The 16,436-nt window shown below is 40.4% G+C and carries 18 protein-coding genes; 16 read left to right on the forward strand and 2 right to left on the reverse strand.

The window, feature by feature from the left end; genetic code table 11:
* Nucleotide 1 precedes the first annotated feature (1 nt).
* Nucleotides 2–577, reverse strand: coding sequence for a GNAT family N-acetyltransferase (locus ACEQ1T_RS22265; protein WP_370224780.1), 576 nt, complete (start codon nt 575–577; stop codon nt 2–4).
* Nucleotides 578–745: 168 nt separating this feature from the next.
* On the opposite strand from ACEQ1T_RS22265, the gene spoIIM reads away from it, so the two are divergent.
* The 16 genes from spoIIM to lysA all read left to right on the forward strand — a co-directional run bounded on the left by spoIIM (nt 746) and on the right by lysA (nt 15,330).
* Nucleotides 746–1,390 carry a stage II sporulation protein M gene (gene spoIIM / locus ACEQ1T_RS22270; protein ID WP_206838352.1) on the forward strand — a complete coding sequence of 215 codons (645 nt, stop codon included), beginning with the start codon at nt 746–748 and terminating at the stop codon, nt 1,388–1,390.
* Between the two features lie 236 nt (nt 1,391–1,626).
* Nucleotides 1,627–2,094, forward strand: a complete 468-nt coding sequence (locus ACEQ1T_RS22275) for a Fur family transcriptional regulator (protein WP_206838350.1) — start codon at nt 1,627–1,629, stop codon at nt 2,092–2,094.
* A gap of 242 nt (nt 2,095–2,336) precedes the next feature.
* Nucleotides 2,337–2,564, forward strand: coding sequence for a YqzK family protein (locus ACEQ1T_RS22280; protein WP_206838347.1), 228 nt, complete (start codon nt 2,337–2,339; stop codon nt 2,562–2,564).
* A gap of 9 nt (nt 2,565–2,573) precedes the next feature.
* Nucleotides 2,574–3,467: a site-specific tyrosine recombinase XerD gene (gene xerD, locus ACEQ1T_RS22285; RefSeq protein ID WP_206838345.1), complete on the forward strand. Its 894-nt coding sequence runs from the start codon at nt 2,574–2,576 to the stop codon at nt 3,465–3,467.
* A gap of 323 nt (nt 3,468–3,790) precedes the next feature.
* Complete coding sequence (gene deoB / locus ACEQ1T_RS22290; protein ID WP_370224783.1) at nt 3,791–4,975, forward strand: phosphopentomutase; 1,185 nt, start codon at nt 3,791–3,793, stop codon at nt 4,973–4,975.
* A 31-nt stretch (nt 4,976–5,006) separates the two neighbouring features.
* Complete coding sequence (locus tag ACEQ1T_RS22295; RefSeq protein WP_370224786.1) at nt 5,007–5,828, forward strand: purine-nucleoside phosphorylase; 822 nt, start codon at nt 5,007–5,009, stop codon at nt 5,826–5,828.
* 228 nt (nt 5,829–6,056) lie between these two features.
* Nucleotides 6,057–7,361, forward strand: a complete 1,305-nt coding sequence (locus ACEQ1T_RS22300) for a pyrimidine-nucleoside phosphorylase (RefSeq protein ID WP_206838340.1) — start codon at nt 6,057–6,059, stop codon at nt 7,359–7,361.
* A 147-nt stretch (nt 7,362–7,508) separates the two neighbouring features.
* On the forward strand, nt 7,509–8,672 hold the full coding sequence (locus ACEQ1T_RS22305; RefSeq protein ID WP_206838337.1) for a D-alanyl-D-alanine carboxypeptidase family protein: 1,164 nt from the start codon (nt 7,509–7,511) through the stop codon (nt 8,670–8,672).
* A gap of 225 nt (nt 8,673–8,897) precedes the next feature.
* Complete coding sequence (gene spoIIAA, locus ACEQ1T_RS22310) at nt 8,898–9,248, forward strand: anti-sigma F factor antagonist (RefSeq protein WP_206838334.1); 351 nt, start codon at nt 8,898–8,900, stop codon at nt 9,246–9,248.
* Nucleotides 9,249–9,252: 4 nt separating this feature from the next.
* Entirely contained in the window at nt 9,253–9,693 is a 441-nt protein-coding gene (gene spoIIAB, locus ACEQ1T_RS22315; RefSeq protein ID WP_206838332.1) for an anti-sigma F factor, read from the forward strand.
* 12 nt (nt 9,694–9,705) lie between these two features.
* A complete protein-coding gene (gene sigF / locus ACEQ1T_RS22320) occupies nt 9,706–10,464 on the forward strand; it encodes an RNA polymerase sporulation sigma factor SigF (protein ID WP_009332823.1) in 759 nt (252 codons plus the stop codon).
* Nucleotides 10,465–10,691: 227 nt separating this feature from the next.
* Nucleotides 10,692–11,312 (forward strand): stage V sporulation protein AA, encoded by a 621-nt coding sequence (locus ACEQ1T_RS22325; protein WP_206838330.1) that lies wholly within the window; start codon nt 10,692–10,694, stop codon nt 11,310–11,312.
* Nucleotides 11,302–11,724, forward strand: coding sequence for a stage V sporulation protein AB (locus ACEQ1T_RS22330; RefSeq protein ID WP_206839292.1), 423 nt, complete (start codon nt 11,302–11,304; stop codon nt 11,722–11,724). The genes ACEQ1T_RS22325 and ACEQ1T_RS22330 overlap by 11 nt, the downstream gene beginning before the upstream one ends.
* A gap of 55 nt (nt 11,725–11,779) precedes the next feature.
* Nucleotides 11,780–12,370: a stage V sporulation protein AE gene (locus tag ACEQ1T_RS22335; protein ID WP_206838329.1), complete on the forward strand. Its 591-nt coding sequence runs from the start codon at nt 11,780–11,782 to the stop codon at nt 12,368–12,370.
* Entirely contained in the window at nt 12,342–13,826 is a 1,485-nt protein-coding gene (locus ACEQ1T_RS22340; protein ID WP_206838327.1) for a spore germination protein, read from the forward strand. The genes ACEQ1T_RS22335 and ACEQ1T_RS22340 overlap by 29 nt, the downstream gene beginning before the upstream one ends.
* Before the next feature lie 184 nt (nt 13,827–14,010).
* Nucleotides 14,011–15,330, forward strand: a complete 1,320-nt coding sequence (gene lysA, locus ACEQ1T_RS22345) for a diaminopimelate decarboxylase (RefSeq protein ID WP_206838326.1) — start codon at nt 14,011–14,013, stop codon at nt 15,328–15,330.
* Between the two features lie 26 nt (nt 15,331–15,356).
* On the opposite strand, the gene ACEQ1T_RS22350 is transcribed toward lysA, so the two are convergent.
* Complete coding sequence (locus tag ACEQ1T_RS22350) at nt 15,357–16,226, reverse strand: DUF1002 domain-containing protein (protein WP_370224789.1); 870 nt, start codon at nt 16,224–16,226, stop codon at nt 15,357–15,359.
* Nucleotides 16,227–16,436 lie beyond the last annotated feature (210 nt).

Raw genomic sequence — 16,436 nt, forward strand, 5'->3', positions numbered from 1 at the left:
ATCAGGCTCTATGTTTTTTAGGTGCTTTAGCATAAATGCATGTATCCCTAAGCTCTGTTCCATCTGCGCTTAGACTGTCATTAATAAGTATTCCTTCAAGTGTGAACCCCAGCCTTTCGGTAATCCTTCTGCTATTTATGTTTCTCGGATCACATCTAATTTCCACTCTATTCGCTTGGAAATGCTCAAAGGCAAATTTCGCCAAACCTTCAGCAGCTTCAGTAATATATCCTTTTTTCTGAAACCTCGAATCTCCCCAATAGCCAATTTCGAATTTACGGACATCCCAATCTATACGATGCAGGCCAGTAGAGCCAATAAACGCATCGTCTTCTTTCCTATATATATGGATACGGAAATCTTCCCTAAGTATAAACTTGGCATAAGATTTGCGGATGCCAGCTTCAGTTTCATCCACTGATTGTTCATTCTGTGCAAAAGGAAGCCATTTTTTAAGTTCATCAGCTGAAGCTGATACGGCCTCATGCACTGTTTTTCCATCTCCGGGCAAGGCAGGTCTCAAATAAAGTCTTTCGGTTTCAATTCTCTCTGGAAACTCATTTAAAATCGGATCCATTTTCTTATTCCCTCCTGTGACAATTTAAATAATTTTGAAAATTATAGCGGAAATAACTGGAATATTCAAGACTTTTTTTCATTGGGGAATTATCCAATTCATTGTCATACAAATCTGGGACAGGCATACAATTTAATATCCAATCTGTTTGTTTTAGGAGGAAGAGCAATGAAGAAAAAAATGTACCAGAACGCTGCAGCAGCCCACTTTCGCGAACATTCCTCAATCTATTTATTTATTATTGTGCTATTCCTGATGGGTGTCATTTTTGGGGCTATCGTTGTAAATAGCTTAAGCTTTACACAAAAAGAAGATTTATTTTATTATCTGTCGCAGTTTTTTGGCCAAGTATCAGATGGACATGTTGCAGCAGCAGATGAATTATTCAAACAGAGCTTTTTTCATAATACAAAATTTATAGGACTGATGTGGATTTTGGGAATCTCCATAATTGGACTGCCTGTTATTCTAATACTTCTATTTATGAAAGGGATGGTGGTTGGCTTTACTGTTGGTTTTCTCGTTAACCAAATGGGGTTGGAAGGATTTTTGCTTTCCTTCGTATCTGTCCTTCCCCAGAATCTGATCATCATACCTATATTTATTCTCGCTGCAACTCTGGCTGTTTCTTTCTCTTTAAAAATGATAAGAAGACAATTTATGAAAAAAGCAGGTCAGCCCATGATGCCTCTTTTTGGAAGATATATGATTGCTTTTGCTGTAGCCATTCTGTTTTTAATTGCTGCAGCAGGAGTGGAGGCGTTTATCTCGCCTGTCTTAATGAAGTCTGTTGTCAACTCAATCCAATCCTAAATATATGAATCATTGCGAAAGGCAGAGCGGGCGGCTCTGCCTTTTGTTTGTACAGGAAAAGGGGTAGAAACAAAAAGATAGGGTACATATAAAGAGGTATAAGAATCTTTTGAAGTATATTATAATAATTATTATATAAAATTAATTTTTATCTGTTATTTATAATTATTTTATTTTGAATGTGATCTTATTTCTGTTATAATGAGAATGTTAGTGGCGAGGGAGGGACTTTCGGTATGGAAAGCAGAATTGAAAGAATAAAAAAACAGTTGCATTCATCCAGCTACAAACTAACACCACAGCGAGAGGCAACAGTTCGCGTCCTGTTAGAACACGAAGAGGATCATTTAAGTGCGGAAGATGTCTACCTCCTAGTAAAAGAGAAATCGCCTGAGATAGGCTTGGCAACTGTATATAGAACACTTGAATTGCTGACTGAACTAAAAATTGTCGATAAAATTAACTTTGGTGATGGAGTTTCCCGTTATGACCTGCGTCAGGAAGGGGCAGCCCATTTCCACCACCATTTAGTCTGTATTGAGTGCGGAGCTGTTGATGAAATTCAGGAAGATTTGCTTGAAGACGTAGAGGAAGTGGTTGAACGCCGCTGGAACTTTAAAATAAAGGATCACCGCCTTACGTTTCATGGCATCTGCTACCGCTGCCAGGATAAACAGACAGACAACGAAGCAGAAGGAAACTAATACTTATTGACAAAGCTTATTCTAACATTAGAATGGGCTTTTTATTTTGATTTAATTTTATATAGTTTGCTTTTTTCAGCGGAAAAACAATAATCTAGAATAGCCTGGCTATAAAGGAATGTGCCCTGAAGAAACGCCTATTATGCAGATTCAGGTATAATTCTTGTCCAAAATGGCATACCTTTTAATAATAGTAAGCTTCTAAATCTTTCTTTTTATTAAAAGTTATGGAGGACCAAACAATGAAATCCTGGCTGAGTATGGCTTTTCAGACCATTAAAGTATTTGTCATTTTTACTGGATGCACAATCCTTTTTTATTATGGTATTATGTGGTTAAACGAAGAATACCAGGATTATCACCGCTATGACGAACCACAGGGAGCGGCTGTTAAGGTGTCGGCGAGCGGAACGGATGAAGATGCGAGCTGGCTGGACCGGTTAATTCTTTTCTACTTAAATGGGGAGTAATGCAATCATATGGATGATCAATTAAGAGACTTTATTCATTATTTACTTGTAGAAAAAGGCCTCGCCAAAAATACAATTGTATCTTATGAAAGAGATTTGAAAAGTTATCTGAAATATCTCAAGTCTGAAGAGAAGATTTCAAGCCTTGAGAGTGTGCAGCGTATGCAGATTGTCCAATTTCTCGGTTTTTTAAAAAAACAGGGCAAATCCTCAAAAACTTTGGCCCGGCATATAGCCTCTTTAAGGGCCTTTCACCAATTTCTGCTCCGCGAAAAAGCAGTTGGCCATGACCCTTCTGTTCATATAGAAACACCGCAAATGGAACGTTCGCTTCCAAAAGTATTAAACATGCAGGAAGTGGAAACTTTATTGGATTTACCAGAGATAAAGGATCACTTTGGTTTGCGCGATAAAGCCATGCTTGAACTTTTATATGCTACAGGTATTCGCGTGAGTGAGCTGATAGGCCTGAACATAGGTGATGTGCATTTAACGATGGGCTTTGTAAGATGTTTAGGCAAAGGAAACAAGGAACGGATTGTGCCTATCGGCAAAACAGCCTCCGAAGCGCTTGAAATGTATTTAAATGAAGGAAGAGGAAAGTTTGCTTCAAAAAAGCATAAAGATGAAGCGTTATTTTTAAATCATCACGGCAAACGTCTTTCAAGACAGGGATTTTGGAAAATATTGAAGCGGCTGGCTCAGGAGGCAGGGATCGAGAAGGAACTTACTCCACATACGCTGAGACATTCATTTGCTACTCATCTCCTTGAAAATGGTGCTGATTTACGAGCAGTCCAGGAAATGCTTGGACATGCCGATATTTCAACCACGCAAATTTATACGCATGTAACCAAAACTCGTCTTAAAGATGTGTACAGCCAATATCATCCGCGTGCTTAAAGCATTAATTGTATAAGTAAATATAAATGTCATAAAGCTGCCATGAAAAATAGGCAGCTTTTTCTTGTCTTTTTACCTGTTTATTATGTAAAATATAGATGTCAGACTTCTGACGAATGAAAAGGCTATCTATATATTTATTTAAATGAAAGAATTTCTCTTTTTTACTGTTCAGCTCCTTCGCCTGCCTCCTTGAGGTGCATGGGCTGGGCAAGTCGTTCCGCTTTTCTTTCAGCAAGAGAATCAGTGTTAAATAAACCTAAAAAGGGTACTATACGAATATGATTTTTGTAACCGTATTCAAATAATTAGGAGGTTATCATATGTCTGCATATACATATAAGCGTGTTTTTTTAATCGTCATGGACTCAGTGGGAATTGGAGAAGCGCCAGATGCCGATAAGTTCGGTGATAAAGGTGCTGATACGCTCGGCCATATCGCAGAAAAAATGAATGGCCTGAAGATGCCGAATATGGGCAAACTTGGGCTTAGTAATATCAGTGAAATCAAAGGAATCGAAAAAGCAGAGAAGCCAATGGCATTTTACACAAAAATGCAGGAAGCTTCTAACGGAAAAGACACAATGACTGGACATTGGGAGATCATGGGCTTGAATATCCAGACTCCCTTTCGGGTATTTTCAGACGGGTTCCCGCCGGAATTGATTTCTGAACTTGAAGCCCGTACGGGGAGAAAAATAATCGGTAATAAACCGGCGAGCGGAACGGAAATTCTAGTTGAACTCGGGGAAGAGCATATGAAAACCGGCGCTTTGATTGTTTATACATCAGCAGATTCCGTACTGCAAATCGCGGCGCATGAAGATATAATACCAATCGAAGAACAGTATAAAATCTGTAAGATTGCACGCGAGCTGACGCTGGATGAAAAATATATGGTCGGCAGAGTGATTGCCAGACCATTCCTTGGAGAGCCGGGAAATTTCCAAAGAACATCCAATAGACATGATTATGCGTTAAAGCCATTTGACCGTACAGTAATGAACGAAATGGCTGACAGCGGCCTCGATGTATTGGCAATCGGCAAAATCTCCGACATTTTTAATGGTGAAGGGGTGACTGAAGCCATTCGCACAACTTCAAATATGGATGGAATGGATAAGCTGATTGAAACATTTGAAAAAGAGTTTACGGGCCTGAGCTTTTTGAATCTTGTTGACTTTGATGCATTGTTTGGGCATAGACGCGATCCAGAAGGCTATGGAAAAGCACTTGAAGAATTTGATGAGCGCCTGCCTGAAGTATTTGAAAAAATGCAGAACGGCGACCTATTAATGATTACTGCCGACCATGGGAATGACCCTGTACATCATGGTACAGATCATACACGTGAATATGTTCCTCTTCTTGTTTACTCAAAAGACATGAAGGAAGGGCAAGAGCTTCCAATTAGCGAAACTTTTGCAGATATTGGAGCAACGATCGCTGATAACTTTAATGTAAAGATGCCGGCTTTTGGCAAAAGCTTTTTAAAACAATTGAAATAACGCAATATAAAAACAGATGAGGAGAATGACGATGAATTATAGCAAAATTCAAAATGCGGCTGAGTTTCTTAAAAATAAATATACTGGGCAGCCAAAGATTGGGCTGATATTAGGGTCAGGACTCGGAGTACTGGCAGACGAAATTGAAGAACCGGTTAAAATCCCATATAACGAAATCCCTGATTTTCCTGTATCAACGGTAGAGGGCCATGCTGGACAGCTGGTTTTCGGACGTTTGAACGGCATTGAAGTGGTTGCTATGCAAGGCCGTTTTCATTATTACGAAGGATACTCATTTGATAAGGTAACCTTTCCTGTAAGAGTTATGAATGAAATGGGTGTTGAGAAGCTGATTGTTACAAATGCAGCAGGCGGAGTGAATGAAACCTATTCACCTGGAGATCTCATGCTTATTTCAGACCATATCAACAATATGGGCAGCAATCCGCTTATTGGTCCTAATGATTCCCGCATGGGTCCGCGTTTTCCGGATATGTCAGAAGCATATTCCAAAGAATTAAGAAAACTTGCAAAAGGAATTGCCGATAAGCTAAACCTGAAGATTCAGGAAGGAGTTTATGTCGGCAATACGGGGCCGACTTATGAAACTCCTGCAGAAATTCGCATGCTGAGAACAATTGGCGGAGATGCAGTCGGCATGTCAACTGTTCCAGAAGTCATTGTGGCACAGCATTCAGGAATGAATGTGCTTGGAATCTCCTGTATTTCAAATATGGCTGCAGGTATCCTGGATCAGCCGCTAAACCACGAAGAAGTAATCGAAACAACTGAGAAAGTCAAAGCCGATTTCCTTCGTTATGTGAAAGCAATCGTTAAGGAACTTGGTGTATAAGATTTCTTAAGGCATGTTGATTCTGGAGGCTATGCGGCTAACTTAGTTTAATTACTGAGTTGATTGGAGCGGAGGGCACTTGACTCCTGCGGGTGGAGGCTCTCGTTCCTCCCCGCGGAAAGCAAGTGTCCGTAGCGGAAATCAACGGGCTGACTTATTGATCAAAAACAACAATCGATTAGATTAGAGCCATAAGAAAAGAATAAATGAAAGCAGTGGTGTTTGATTATGAGAATGGTGGATCTTATTGAAAAGAAAAGGGATGGACTTGAGTTAACAACTGAAGAAATTCAGTTTGTCATTAAAGGATATACAGACGGTTCAATCCCGGATTATCAGGTAAGTGCTTTAACAATGGCTATCTTTTTCCAGGGAATGACAGAGAACGAAAGAGCCGACTTGACTATGGCGATGGTAGAATCCGGTGATCAAATCGACTTATCAAAAATAGAAGGCATTAAAGTAGATAAACATTCAACTGGCGGTGTTGGCGATACAACAACACTGGTCCTGGGACCGCTTGTAGCGGCAGTGGGTGTTCCGGTTGCGAAGATGTCAGGGAGGGGACTCGGACATACAGGCGGAACCATCGACAAACTTGAGTCGGTAGAAGGTTTCCATGTAGAAATTGAAAATGATGAATTCATTAAGCTTGTTAATCAAAATAAGATTGCAGTAATTGGACAGAGCGGCAACTTAACACCAGCTGATAAAAAGTTGTATGCACTTCGCGATGTTACAGCTACAGTTGACAGCATTCCTCTAATTGCAAGTTCGATAATGAGCAAAAAAATCGCTGCAGGTGCTGACGCCATTGTCCTTGATGTTAAAACAGGCGCTGGCGCATTCATGAAGACGCTTGACGATTCCCGTGAATTAGCGAAAGCGATGGTTCGAATCGGAAATAATGTTGGCAGAAACACAATGGCAGTTATATCGGATATGAGCCAGCCGCTGGGTTATGCAATTGGAAATGCCCTTGAAGTAAAAGAAGCGATCGATACATTAAAAGGCGAAGGTCCTGAAGATCTGACAGAACTTTGCCTGACCTTGGGCAGCCATATGGTTTTCTTGGCGAAAAAAGCGGATTCATTGAAGGAAGCGCGTGAAAAGCTTGAGAATGTTATTAAAGATGGTTCCGCTTTAGAAACATTCAAAGTATTCTTAAGCTCTCAGGGCGGAGATGCTTCAGTTGTTGATGATCCGCAAAAATTGCCTCAGGCAAAATATACATTTGAATTAGAAGCTAAGCAGGATGGCTATGTATCTGAGATTATAGCAGATGAAATTGGAACAGCAGCCATGCTTTTGGGAGCAGGAAGAGCAACCAAGGAATCCGAAATCGATCTTGCTGTCGGCCTTATGTTAAGAAAGAAAATCGGGGACCAGGTACAAAAGGGTGAATCTCTTGTAACCATCTACAGCAACTTTGAAAATGTAGAAGAAGTAAGAAATATGCTTTATGAAAACATTACTATGTCGACTGAAAAAGTACCGGCTCCAATATTGATTCATGAGGAAATAACTGAATAATATAGCAGCAAAAAGCCGCCAGGACTTTATGTCTGGCGGCTTTTTGCTGTGGTGCTGTCTTCTCTTATTATTTTTAATCTGCCTTAACTGTATAAATTTTCTTTGAATGGAAAAAATGGAGGCTATAAAGAATGGAGGTATTGTGTGATGAAACGACTCGTCTCATTAATGTTAATAACATTATTAATGGCAACAATCTTTGTTCCTTCAGGATTTGCAAGAGAAAGCAGTGCAGATTTAGCGGATAATGTGAAATCCGCAATTCTTATCGAACGTGATACCGGTTCGATATTGTATGAAAAAAATAGCAGTGAACAGCTTCCGCCTGCGAGTATGACTAAAGTAATGACAATGCTTTTAATCATGGAAGCTATAGATGAAGGAAAGCTGTCATGGGATGAGAAAATCCGGACAAGCGAGTATGCAGCATCCATGGGCGGTTCGCAAATCTTCCTCGAGCCAGGTGAAGAAATGACCACAAAGCAAATGCTGCAGGGAATCGCAATTGGTTCCGGAAACGATGCGTCCGTTGCAATGGCTGAGAGAATTGCCGGTTCAGAAGAAGCTTTTGTTGAAATGATGAATAAAAAGGCAAAGGAATTAGGTCTTAAGAATACTAATTTCCAAAACCCCACAGGCCTTTCAGCTAAGGAACATTACAGTACTGCACATGATATGGCAATTATGGCGAAAGAGCTTCTTAAATATGAAAAAATAACTGCGTTTACAGGCACATATGAAGCTTATCTTCGTGAGGACACAGATAAAAAATTCTGGCTTGTCAATACAAACCGCCTTGTGCGTTTTTATCCAGGAGTTGATGGACTTAAAACAGGTTTTACTTCTGAAGCAAAATACTGTCTGACAGCAACAGCGGAGAAAGATGGCATGCGGGTGATAGCAGTTGTATTTGGCGCACCGACTTCGAAAGAACGCAATGCCCAGGTGACTAAAATGCTCGACTATGCATTCAGCCAATATAAGACACACCCAATGTATGAAAGAAATCACGTACTTGGCAAAATTGCAGTAAGTAAAGGGGAGAAGAAAATGGTTGAAGCCCTGACAAGCGAACCGATTTCCCTATTAACTAAAAAAGGTGAAAGCATTGAGGAAATTGAACAAAAAGTCACTTTAAATAATAATATTCAGGCACCTGTCCAAAAGGGCGATCAAATCGGAACATTAACCTTGAAAAAGGATGGAAAAGTTTTAGTTGAAAGCCCTCTGGTTGCTAAAGAAGATAGTAAGGAAGCATCATGGTGGACCTTGTTTAAGAGATCAATGGGATTATTTTCAAAAGCAGAATAAATACCATTCCATTTTTGTCGAAAAGAATATTAATGTTAATTATTTTTAGCGAAAATGCACTAGTTTTGTCTCCAGGAAGGAAATGAAACATCGGGCATCGAAATTGACTCACTATAAGGGCGGATACCGGAATTTTTTGAGGTTCCGGCTTATCCTATCCGCAGGAAAAGCATGAAGCATTAGCGGCTTTTTCAGTTCCGGATACCAGATAAGGAGGCTAAGGTAGTGAGTCTTAACATTAATTTGGAAGTGAAGAATGATGTCTTATGTATTCGTTTAAGCGGGGAGCTCGACCATCATTCTGCAGATGAGCTGCGTGAACAGGCAGCAAGGGCGATTGAAGATCATGGCATCAATCATATTATTTTGAACCTTGAGCAGCTTTCGTTTATGGATAGTTCAGGGTTGGGAGTTATTTTGGGCAGGTACAAACAAATCAAACAAAAGCATGGTGAAATGGTTGTTTGTGCGATTTCTCCAGCAGTGCAGAGACTATTTGATATGTCGGGTTTATTTAAGATTATCCGTTTAGAAACGACAGAAGAAAACGCACTGCAAAGATTGGGGGTTGCCTAGAATTATGAAAAATGTGATGAACCTCGAATTTAGCGCACTTAGCCAAAATGAATCATTCGCTCGTGTTACTGTTGCTGCCTTTATTGCCCAGCTTGATCCAACGATGGATGAACTGACAGAAATTAAAACTGTCGTTTCCGAAGCTGTAACCAACTCCATTATTCACGGCTATGAAAATGATCCTAATGGGATTGTCTATATTTCTGTCCTGATTGAAGATGGATTTATTGATTTGACCGTTAAGGATAAAGGCCATGGAATTATGGATGTGGAGGAGGCCAGACAGCCGTTATTTACAACAAAACCTGAACTGGAAAGATCAGGGATGGGCTTTACCATCATGGAAAATTTCATGGATGAAATCGAAATCAAATCGCAGCCGGGAATAGGCACAGAGATCCGATTAAGGAAGCATTTATCAAATAGTAAAATGCTATGCAATTAAGGGAGTCTTGCTATGGATGTGGAGGTTAAAGCAGAGAAGGGCCAAACCTATTTAAAGGACAATGAAGTCAAGGAGCTTATAAAGCAAAGCCAAAGCGGGGATCAGGGTGCAAGAGACAAAATTGTTCAAAAAAATATGCGTCTTGTCTGGTCTGTCGTCCAAAGATTCTTGAATAGAGGATATGAACCGGATGACCTCTTCCAAATTGGCTGTATCGGCTTGTTGAAATCTGTTGATAAATTTGATCTCAGTTATGATGTAAAGTTTTCAACCTATGCGGTTCCAATGATTATTGGAGAGATCCAAAGATTCATACGCGATGATGGAACGGTTAAGGTAAGCCGTTCATTGAAGGAAATGGGCAATAAAATCAGGAAGGCCAAAGATGAGCTATCAAAAACGCTTGGCCGCATCCCAACAGTTACAGAGCTTTCCGAGTTTCTGGAAATTTCTCCGGAAGATATTATCCTCGCCCAGGAAGCAAGCCGGATTCCTTCATCAATACATGAAACAGTGTATGAAAATGACGGGGATCCCATAACGCTGCTCGATCAGATAGATGATGGGAATGAAGGAAAATGGTTTGATAAGATAGCTCTAAAAGAAGCGATCCGCGAATTGGATGAGCGGGAAAGACTGATAGTCTATTTGCGCTACTATAAAGATCAGACCCAATCCGAAGTGGCAGCAAGGCTTGGTATTTCCCAGGTCCAGGTATCGCGTCTTGAAAAAAAGATACTCCAGCAAATGAAAGACCGAATGGATATTTAAATCCATCCGGTCTTTCTTTTTTTATTTTCAAAATAAATTGCATAAAGTATAAACACATAGATAACTGTCTAGATCCCCATATCTATTGTTTTTCTAAACAGCCAATTATTGGAGTTCATGAAGCTAATATATGTAACTCATACTAAATATAGACACAAAAGCGGAATCGCTCTAAATAGGCGTAACAAGTTGATGTAAAGGAAATCACTTTGTAGGAAGTGAGCGCTTTGGAAAAAACAGTTTATATTCGCTTGCGGCACCGTCTGCAAATACGGCCCAATCAGAGAATACTGCTAAAAGATATCGCACAGGTCATTGCCGATGAGGACATTTATGAAAAGCTTTGTGCACTTCCGCTTTATAAAGTAAGCGAGCATGACCGGAATATTGTGATAATTGACGTTATGAAAGTAATTCGCGCCATTACCCAATTATTTTCGAACCTGGAAGTCCAGTCGATCGGGCCGGCTCAAGCGATAGTTGAGGTGGTTACAAAAAAGCAAAAAGTATCATTCCCTCTTTTCCTGCTGGTTTGGCTGCTTCTGTTTATTGGTGCTGCCCTGGCTATTATGAATTTTCATGAAGACGTGAGTATGCAGGCTGTACAGCTTAGAATTTACACTCTCATAACTGGGGAAGTGGACAGCAAGCCCCTCATTTTTCAAATTCCCTATTCAATAGGCCTGGGGCTTGGCATGATCATATTCTTTAATCATGTTTTTAAGAAGCGGCTTAATGAAGAGCCTAGCCCATTGGAAGTAGAAATGTTCAATTATCAGCTGGATCTTGATAATTATGTTGCATTGAAAGAAAACAAGGAGAGTATGAAGCATCTTGATGACCATTAATGTTGTCCTGGTAATGATCATTGGATTTGCCGGGGGGCTCGCTGTTGGTTCAGGTTTTGTTGCCTTTTTGGCTGTTTTGGGCATCATCCCCAGGCTGACACAGCTGACCAAAACGATGAAGATGATCCATCATTATGAAGCTGCAGTTGTTATGGGTGCTTTGGCAGGTGCACTGGCAACTTTATGGAATCCGGTGATGCAGTTTACACCCTTGCTTTTGATACCTCTTGGGCTGGCTTCGGGAATATTTATTGGAATGCTGGCAGCAGCTTTAACTGAAGTTTTGAATGTATTTCCAATTCTTGCGAAAAGAATCGGAGTGGATGGGAAAATTGCGATTTTATTAATGGCATTTGTATTTGGAAAGGTGTTCGGATCACTGTTTCAATGGATTTATTTTGTAAATAAATAAGCAATCGGCTGGGCATATTTAAAGAAAAATGAGGATTCGGAAAGGAAAAACCGCTATGGATGAACGGAGGCACGTCATTCTTATAACAGATGGAGACGATTTTGCAAGGAAGACAGTTGAGCTTGTTGCTAAGGAAATTGGGGGAAGATGTTTATCCTTGTCGCATGGAAATCCTTCAATCTTAACCGGTCAGCAAATCGTCAAGCTGATAAAAAAAGTCTCCCATGATCCTGTGCTGGTCATGTTTGATGACAGCGGGTTTATCGGGGAGGGAGCTGGGGAGAATGCGCTGAAATATGTTGCGTGCCATAAGGATATCGATGTTCTGGGAATCATAGCTGTTGCCTCAAAAACAAGACAGGCCGAATGGACAAAGGTAGATGTATGTATTGATAATAATGGCGAATTAACCCCCTACGGAGTTGATAAATTTGGAGTTCCCGAGATGGAAACAGGCAGAATCAATGGTGATACCGTTTATTGTCTTGATCAGCTGGATGTCCCGATAATCGTGGGAATTGGCGATATCGGGAAGATGTCCAAAAAAGATCATTATGATGCAGGATCACCAATTACTAAAAAGGCAGTAGAACTTGTATTGGAAAGGAGCGGCTATTATGGCACAAAGCAAGACGAAGGAAGATAAGACACCCATTTTTGAATCTGTACATGAAATTGAAAAATATATGAAAAAAAGAGTCGGCCTGGGAGAAAGCTTCGATCTGGGTGTCAGAAAGCTAACGATATTAAGGAAAGATGTACATTTCTATTATATTAATGGGTTAACGGATACAAGTTTCATTATAGCCATCATTGAGGGACTGGTTGGGGTCAATGATAGTGAAAAACTTTCCTCTAACCTATTTAAAATCATTGAAAACAGGCTGAGGCATCAATCAATTGAGCACATTAAAACAATGGATGAGCTGGTCGATCAGGTGCTCTCAGGCCTAATTGTGGTTGTCGGCGAGGGAGAGGGAGAAGGGCTTGTCATCGATGTCAGAAGCTATCCCGGCAGAACCCCTCAGGAGCCGGATACTGAAAAAGTTGTCCGTGGATCAAGGGATGGCTATGTAGAAAATATTATAGTAAACACTGCCTTAACCCGCAGAAGAATTAGGGATGAAAGACTTCGGTTTGAGATCATGCGTGTAGGCGAAAGGTCTAAAACAGATGTTGCCATCGGCTTCATTAAAGATGTTGCAAATCAAGATTTAGTTGATTTAATTAGAAAAGAAATAAAGGCAATTGAAATAGATGGAATTACCATGGCTGATAAAACAGTTGAAGAATTTATATTGAAACAGGGGTACAATCCTTTCCCGCTGGTCCGGTATACGGAAAGGGCGGATGTGGCAGCAGCCCATTTGCTAGAGGGGCATGTTATCGTATTCGTTGATACTTCACCAAGTGTCATTATAACGCCTACTACTTATTTTCATCATTTACAGCATGCGGAAGAATACAGACAATCGCCAGCTGTCGGTACATTTGTCCGCTGGATTCGTTTCTTAGGCTTATTGGCATCGATTGTGCTGCTGCCGCTTTGGTTTTTGTTCGTTTTGGAGCCTTCACTCCTGCCTGAAAGAATTGCGTTTGTCGGTCCAAATGAAGAAACGAATGTTCCTGTCATTGTCCAGCTGTTTCTTGCCGATGTCGGGATTGAATTTCTAAGGATTGCCGCCATTCATACACCAACTCCGCTTTCAACCGCGATGGGATTAATAGCAGCAGTACTTATTGGTCAAATTGCTATTGATGTCGGTTTGTTTGTGCCAGAGGTCATCTTGTATGTAGCGCTCGCAGCTATTGGAACATTTGCAACACCAAGCTATGAATTGAGTATTGCCAATAAAATTGTAAGACTTGGCCTGCTTATTGCTGTTGCGATTTTCCATACACCAGGCTTGGTGGTAGGGCTTACACTGACCATTCTTCTTCTTGCAAGCATCAAATCATTAAACACACCATATCTTTGGCCTTTTATTCCATTCAGTCCGGTGGCTTTAACCCAAATCCTGATTCGCCGGTCCATGCCCGGTTCAAAGATCAGGCCGAGCATCGTCCAGACTAAAAATCGTTATAAACAGCCTGTTAAATAAGAAATACGCGTAAAGCCGATTGCGGAAATACACGAAATATGGTAAAGTTTTTTTAATTAAATAAAGGATTAAAGGAAACAGAATAGACAGTCTCTTACGCAGCTGTCTATTTCTTTCATACTGATTAATCTCGGGGGCAGGGGCACCTGGCCTGGCTCCTGCGGAAAAAGGAAGAGGGGGAACCATGTTTTTTCACGGCACAATGAAGGTAAATGAAAAAGGGCATCTTGAAATTGGCGGTATGGACACAGTCGATCTTGCCGGTCAATTTGGAACACCTTTATATGTATATGATGTGGCATTAATAAGAGAAAGGGCAAGGGGATTTAAGCAGACTTTCGATAAGCTTGGAATAAAAGCACAAGTGGCATATGCTAGCAAAGCTTTTTCTACCGTGGCGATGGTTCAGCTTGTTGATCAAGAAGGTCTTTCTTTGGATGTAGTTTCAGGGGGTGAGTTATACACAGCTCTTGCAGCAGATTTTCCATCTGAAAGAATTCATTTTCACGGGAACAATAAAAGCAGAGAAGAATTGGAAATGGCTCTTAAAAATCATGTCGGCTGTATTGTTGTCGATAATTTTCATGAGCTGGAATTATTAGAAGAGCTTTGTGAATCACTTGCAGCCAGGACAAAAATTTTACTGAGGGTTACACCTGGAATTGAAGCACATACCCACGACTATATCTTGACTGGCCAGGAAGATTCAAAATTTGGGTTTGACCTTCAGAATGGACAGGCGGAAACGGCTTTACTTAAAGCGCTTAATTCAAGCTGGATCGAAACGCTTGGACTTCATTGCCATATTGGTTCTCAGATTTTCGATACAACAGGGTTCATTTTGGCTGCCAAGAAAATTTTTGAAAAGATGGCAGAATGGAAAGAAAAGCATGCTTATGAACCTAAAGTGCTTAACTTAGGCGGAGGTTTTGGAATCCGCTATACAGAAGATGATGATCCGATTCACGCATCTCAATATGTTGAAGAAATCATTGGGGAAGTTAAGAAACAGGCTGAACACTATTCAATGAAGATGCCGGAAATTTGGATTGAGCCGGGCCGGTCACTTGTGGGAGATGCAGGGACAACTTTATACCAGACGGGATCACGAAAAGAGGTTCCAAATGTAAGAAATTATCTGGCTGTGGACGGCGGCATGAGTGACAATATCAGGCCGGCTCTTTATCAGGCTAAGTATGAAGCAGTATTGGCAAACCGGGTATTGGATAAACCGGAAGAGACGGTATCAATTGCAGGTAAATGCTGTGAATCAGGCGATATGCTTATTTGGGATTTGCCGCTTCCAAAAGCAGGGGATCAAGACCTCCTGGCCGTTTTCTGTACCGGCGCATATGGTTATTCCATGGCAAACAACTATAACCGAATCCCAAGGCCGCCTGTAGTTTTTATTGAAAATGGAGAGGCTAAGCTGGTTGTTAAAAGAGAAACATACGAGGACATTTTAAGATTAGATCTGCCGATAAATGAAAAAATAAAAAATTAAGCTGCCCGCCAAGGCAGCTTAATTTTTTAAGAAAAGATGGCTTTAACAGCGTCTATTACACTCACAAAAAAACGCTTTAAACTTTCTAAAAACCCTTGGCCTTCCTCACTTTCAAGATATTTGGAAATTTTGTCTTTAGCCTGGTTAAGCTGCTCGCCGACCTGATTCCAGTCTATATCAAGCTCTTTCAGCTTATTGAATAAATCTATTAAGCTTAAAGTCTCCTGTTCAGTCAGAGTGATGCCAAGTTCTTTTGCGGCATTTTCAATAATGGTTCTTAGTTCTGCATCGGTTTCAGGTGAGTTTTTGGCAATTTCCTCTTTAATTTTGGCAATCAAAGCAGCAGCATTCTCGTTTCCGACCGAATCGCCAAGCTTTGCTGTTTCAACCATTTCTTCATTGGCTGCCTGTTTGACATCTTCAGGAATTGTTTTTTCGGCTGAGATTTCATATGCCTTGATGATGCCTGTTAAGGCAGCTGTTCCGGAAACATTCGCAGGAGCTGTTATATAGATTTTCGCATCTTTTACACCTGCAGTAATCAAAGCATTAATATACATTTCATCAGTAACCCAGTTGATATTCTTTGTTTCAACTTCAAGTCCGGAGCCTTGTTTTGCTATTGTGACGGCTGAAGAAGATATCGCTCTGGTGCCTATTAAAGCTTTAGAGATATAATTGCCAAGATATTTATGTTCTTCTTCATTTGAAACAGTAATGATTGTCGCATCTTTCGGAGCTTTCATTTCAGCAAGAAGCATATTTTTTTGTTCTTCTGAAAGATTCTCTCCTAGAGTGACAATTACATCACCTTCTGCCATATCGGCAAATGCCTGTATCGGCATAATTAATAATAGTGAAATCATGAACAGCGCAAGTATTTTATTCCATTTCATGCGGTTTCCTCCCGGTGTAAAATTAGGTAAGCCTTGTAGGATAAGTCTGCCTTATTCATACCGGCTTCCTGTAAATAGACGATTCTTATGCGAAAAAGTTTCAATTCTTCTATAAATGAAACATTAGCTCAAAATGCCTATTTCAGCAAGCAGAATGGAATTATCAGAAAGAATAGTGTAAAATGAATGATAGTTTGTAAGTCTCAGGAT

Origin of the sequence: Cytobacillus sp. (assembly GCF_964223445.1) — a bacterium.
Classification (GTDB): Bacteria; Bacillota; Bacilli; order Bacillales; family Cytobacillaceae; genus Cytobacillus.

Excerpts from the sequence above, each read along its gene's own strand:
- ACEQ1T_RS22265 (WP_370224780.1), bottom strand. The coding sequence starts at position 577 with ATGGATCCGATTTTAAATGAGTTTCCAGAGAGAATTGAAACCGAAAGA.
- spoIIM (WP_206838352.1), top strand. The coding sequence starts at position 746 with ATGAAGAAAAAAATGTACCAGAACGCTGCAGCAGCCCACTTTCGCGAA.
- ACEQ1T_RS22275 (WP_206838350.1), top strand. The coding sequence starts at position 1,627 with ATGGAAAGCAGAATTGAAAGAATAAAAAAACAGTTGCATTCATCCAGC.
- ACEQ1T_RS22280 (WP_206838347.1), top strand. The coding sequence starts at position 2,337 with ATGAAATCCTGGCTGAGTATGGCTTTTCAGACCATTAAAGTATTTGTC.
- xerD (WP_206838345.1), top strand. The coding sequence starts at position 2,574 with ATGGATGATCAATTAAGAGACTTTATTCATTATTTACTTGTAGAAAAA.
- deoB (WP_370224783.1), top strand. The coding sequence starts at position 3,791 with ATGTCTGCATATACATATAAGCGTGTTTTTTTAATCGTCATGGACTCA.
- ACEQ1T_RS22295 (WP_370224786.1), top strand. The coding sequence starts at position 5,007 with ATGAATTATAGCAAAATTCAAAATGCGGCTGAGTTTCTTAAAAATAAA.
- ACEQ1T_RS22300 (WP_206838340.1), top strand. The coding sequence starts at position 6,057 with ATGAGAATGGTGGATCTTATTGAAAAGAAAAGGGATGGACTTGAGTTA.
- ACEQ1T_RS22305 (WP_206838337.1), top strand. The coding sequence starts at position 7,509 with ATGAAACGACTCGTCTCATTAATGTTAATAACATTATTAATGGCAACA.
- spoIIAB (WP_206838332.1), top strand. The coding sequence starts at position 9,253 with ATGAAAAATGTGATGAACCTCGAATTTAGCGCACTTAGCCAAAATGAA.
- sigF (WP_009332823.1), top strand. The coding sequence starts at position 9,706 with ATGGATGTGGAGGTTAAAGCAGAGAAGGGCCAAACCTATTTAAAGGAC.
- ACEQ1T_RS22330 (WP_206839292.1), top strand. The coding sequence starts at position 11,302 with ATGACCATTAATGTTGTCCTGGTAATGATCATTGGATTTGCCGGGGGG.
- ACEQ1T_RS22335 (WP_206838329.1), top strand. The coding sequence starts at position 11,780 with ATGGATGAACGGAGGCACGTCATTCTTATAACAGATGGAGACGATTTT.
- ACEQ1T_RS22340 (WP_206838327.1), top strand. The coding sequence starts at position 12,342 with ATGGCACAAAGCAAGACGAAGGAAGATAAGACACCCATTTTTGAATCT.
- lysA (WP_206838326.1), top strand. The coding sequence starts at position 14,011 with ATGTTTTTTCACGGCACAATGAAGGTAAATGAAAAAGGGCATCTTGAA.
- ACEQ1T_RS22350 (WP_370224789.1), bottom strand. The coding sequence starts at position 16,226 with ATGAAATGGAATAAAATACTTGCGCTGTTCATGATTTCACTATTATTA.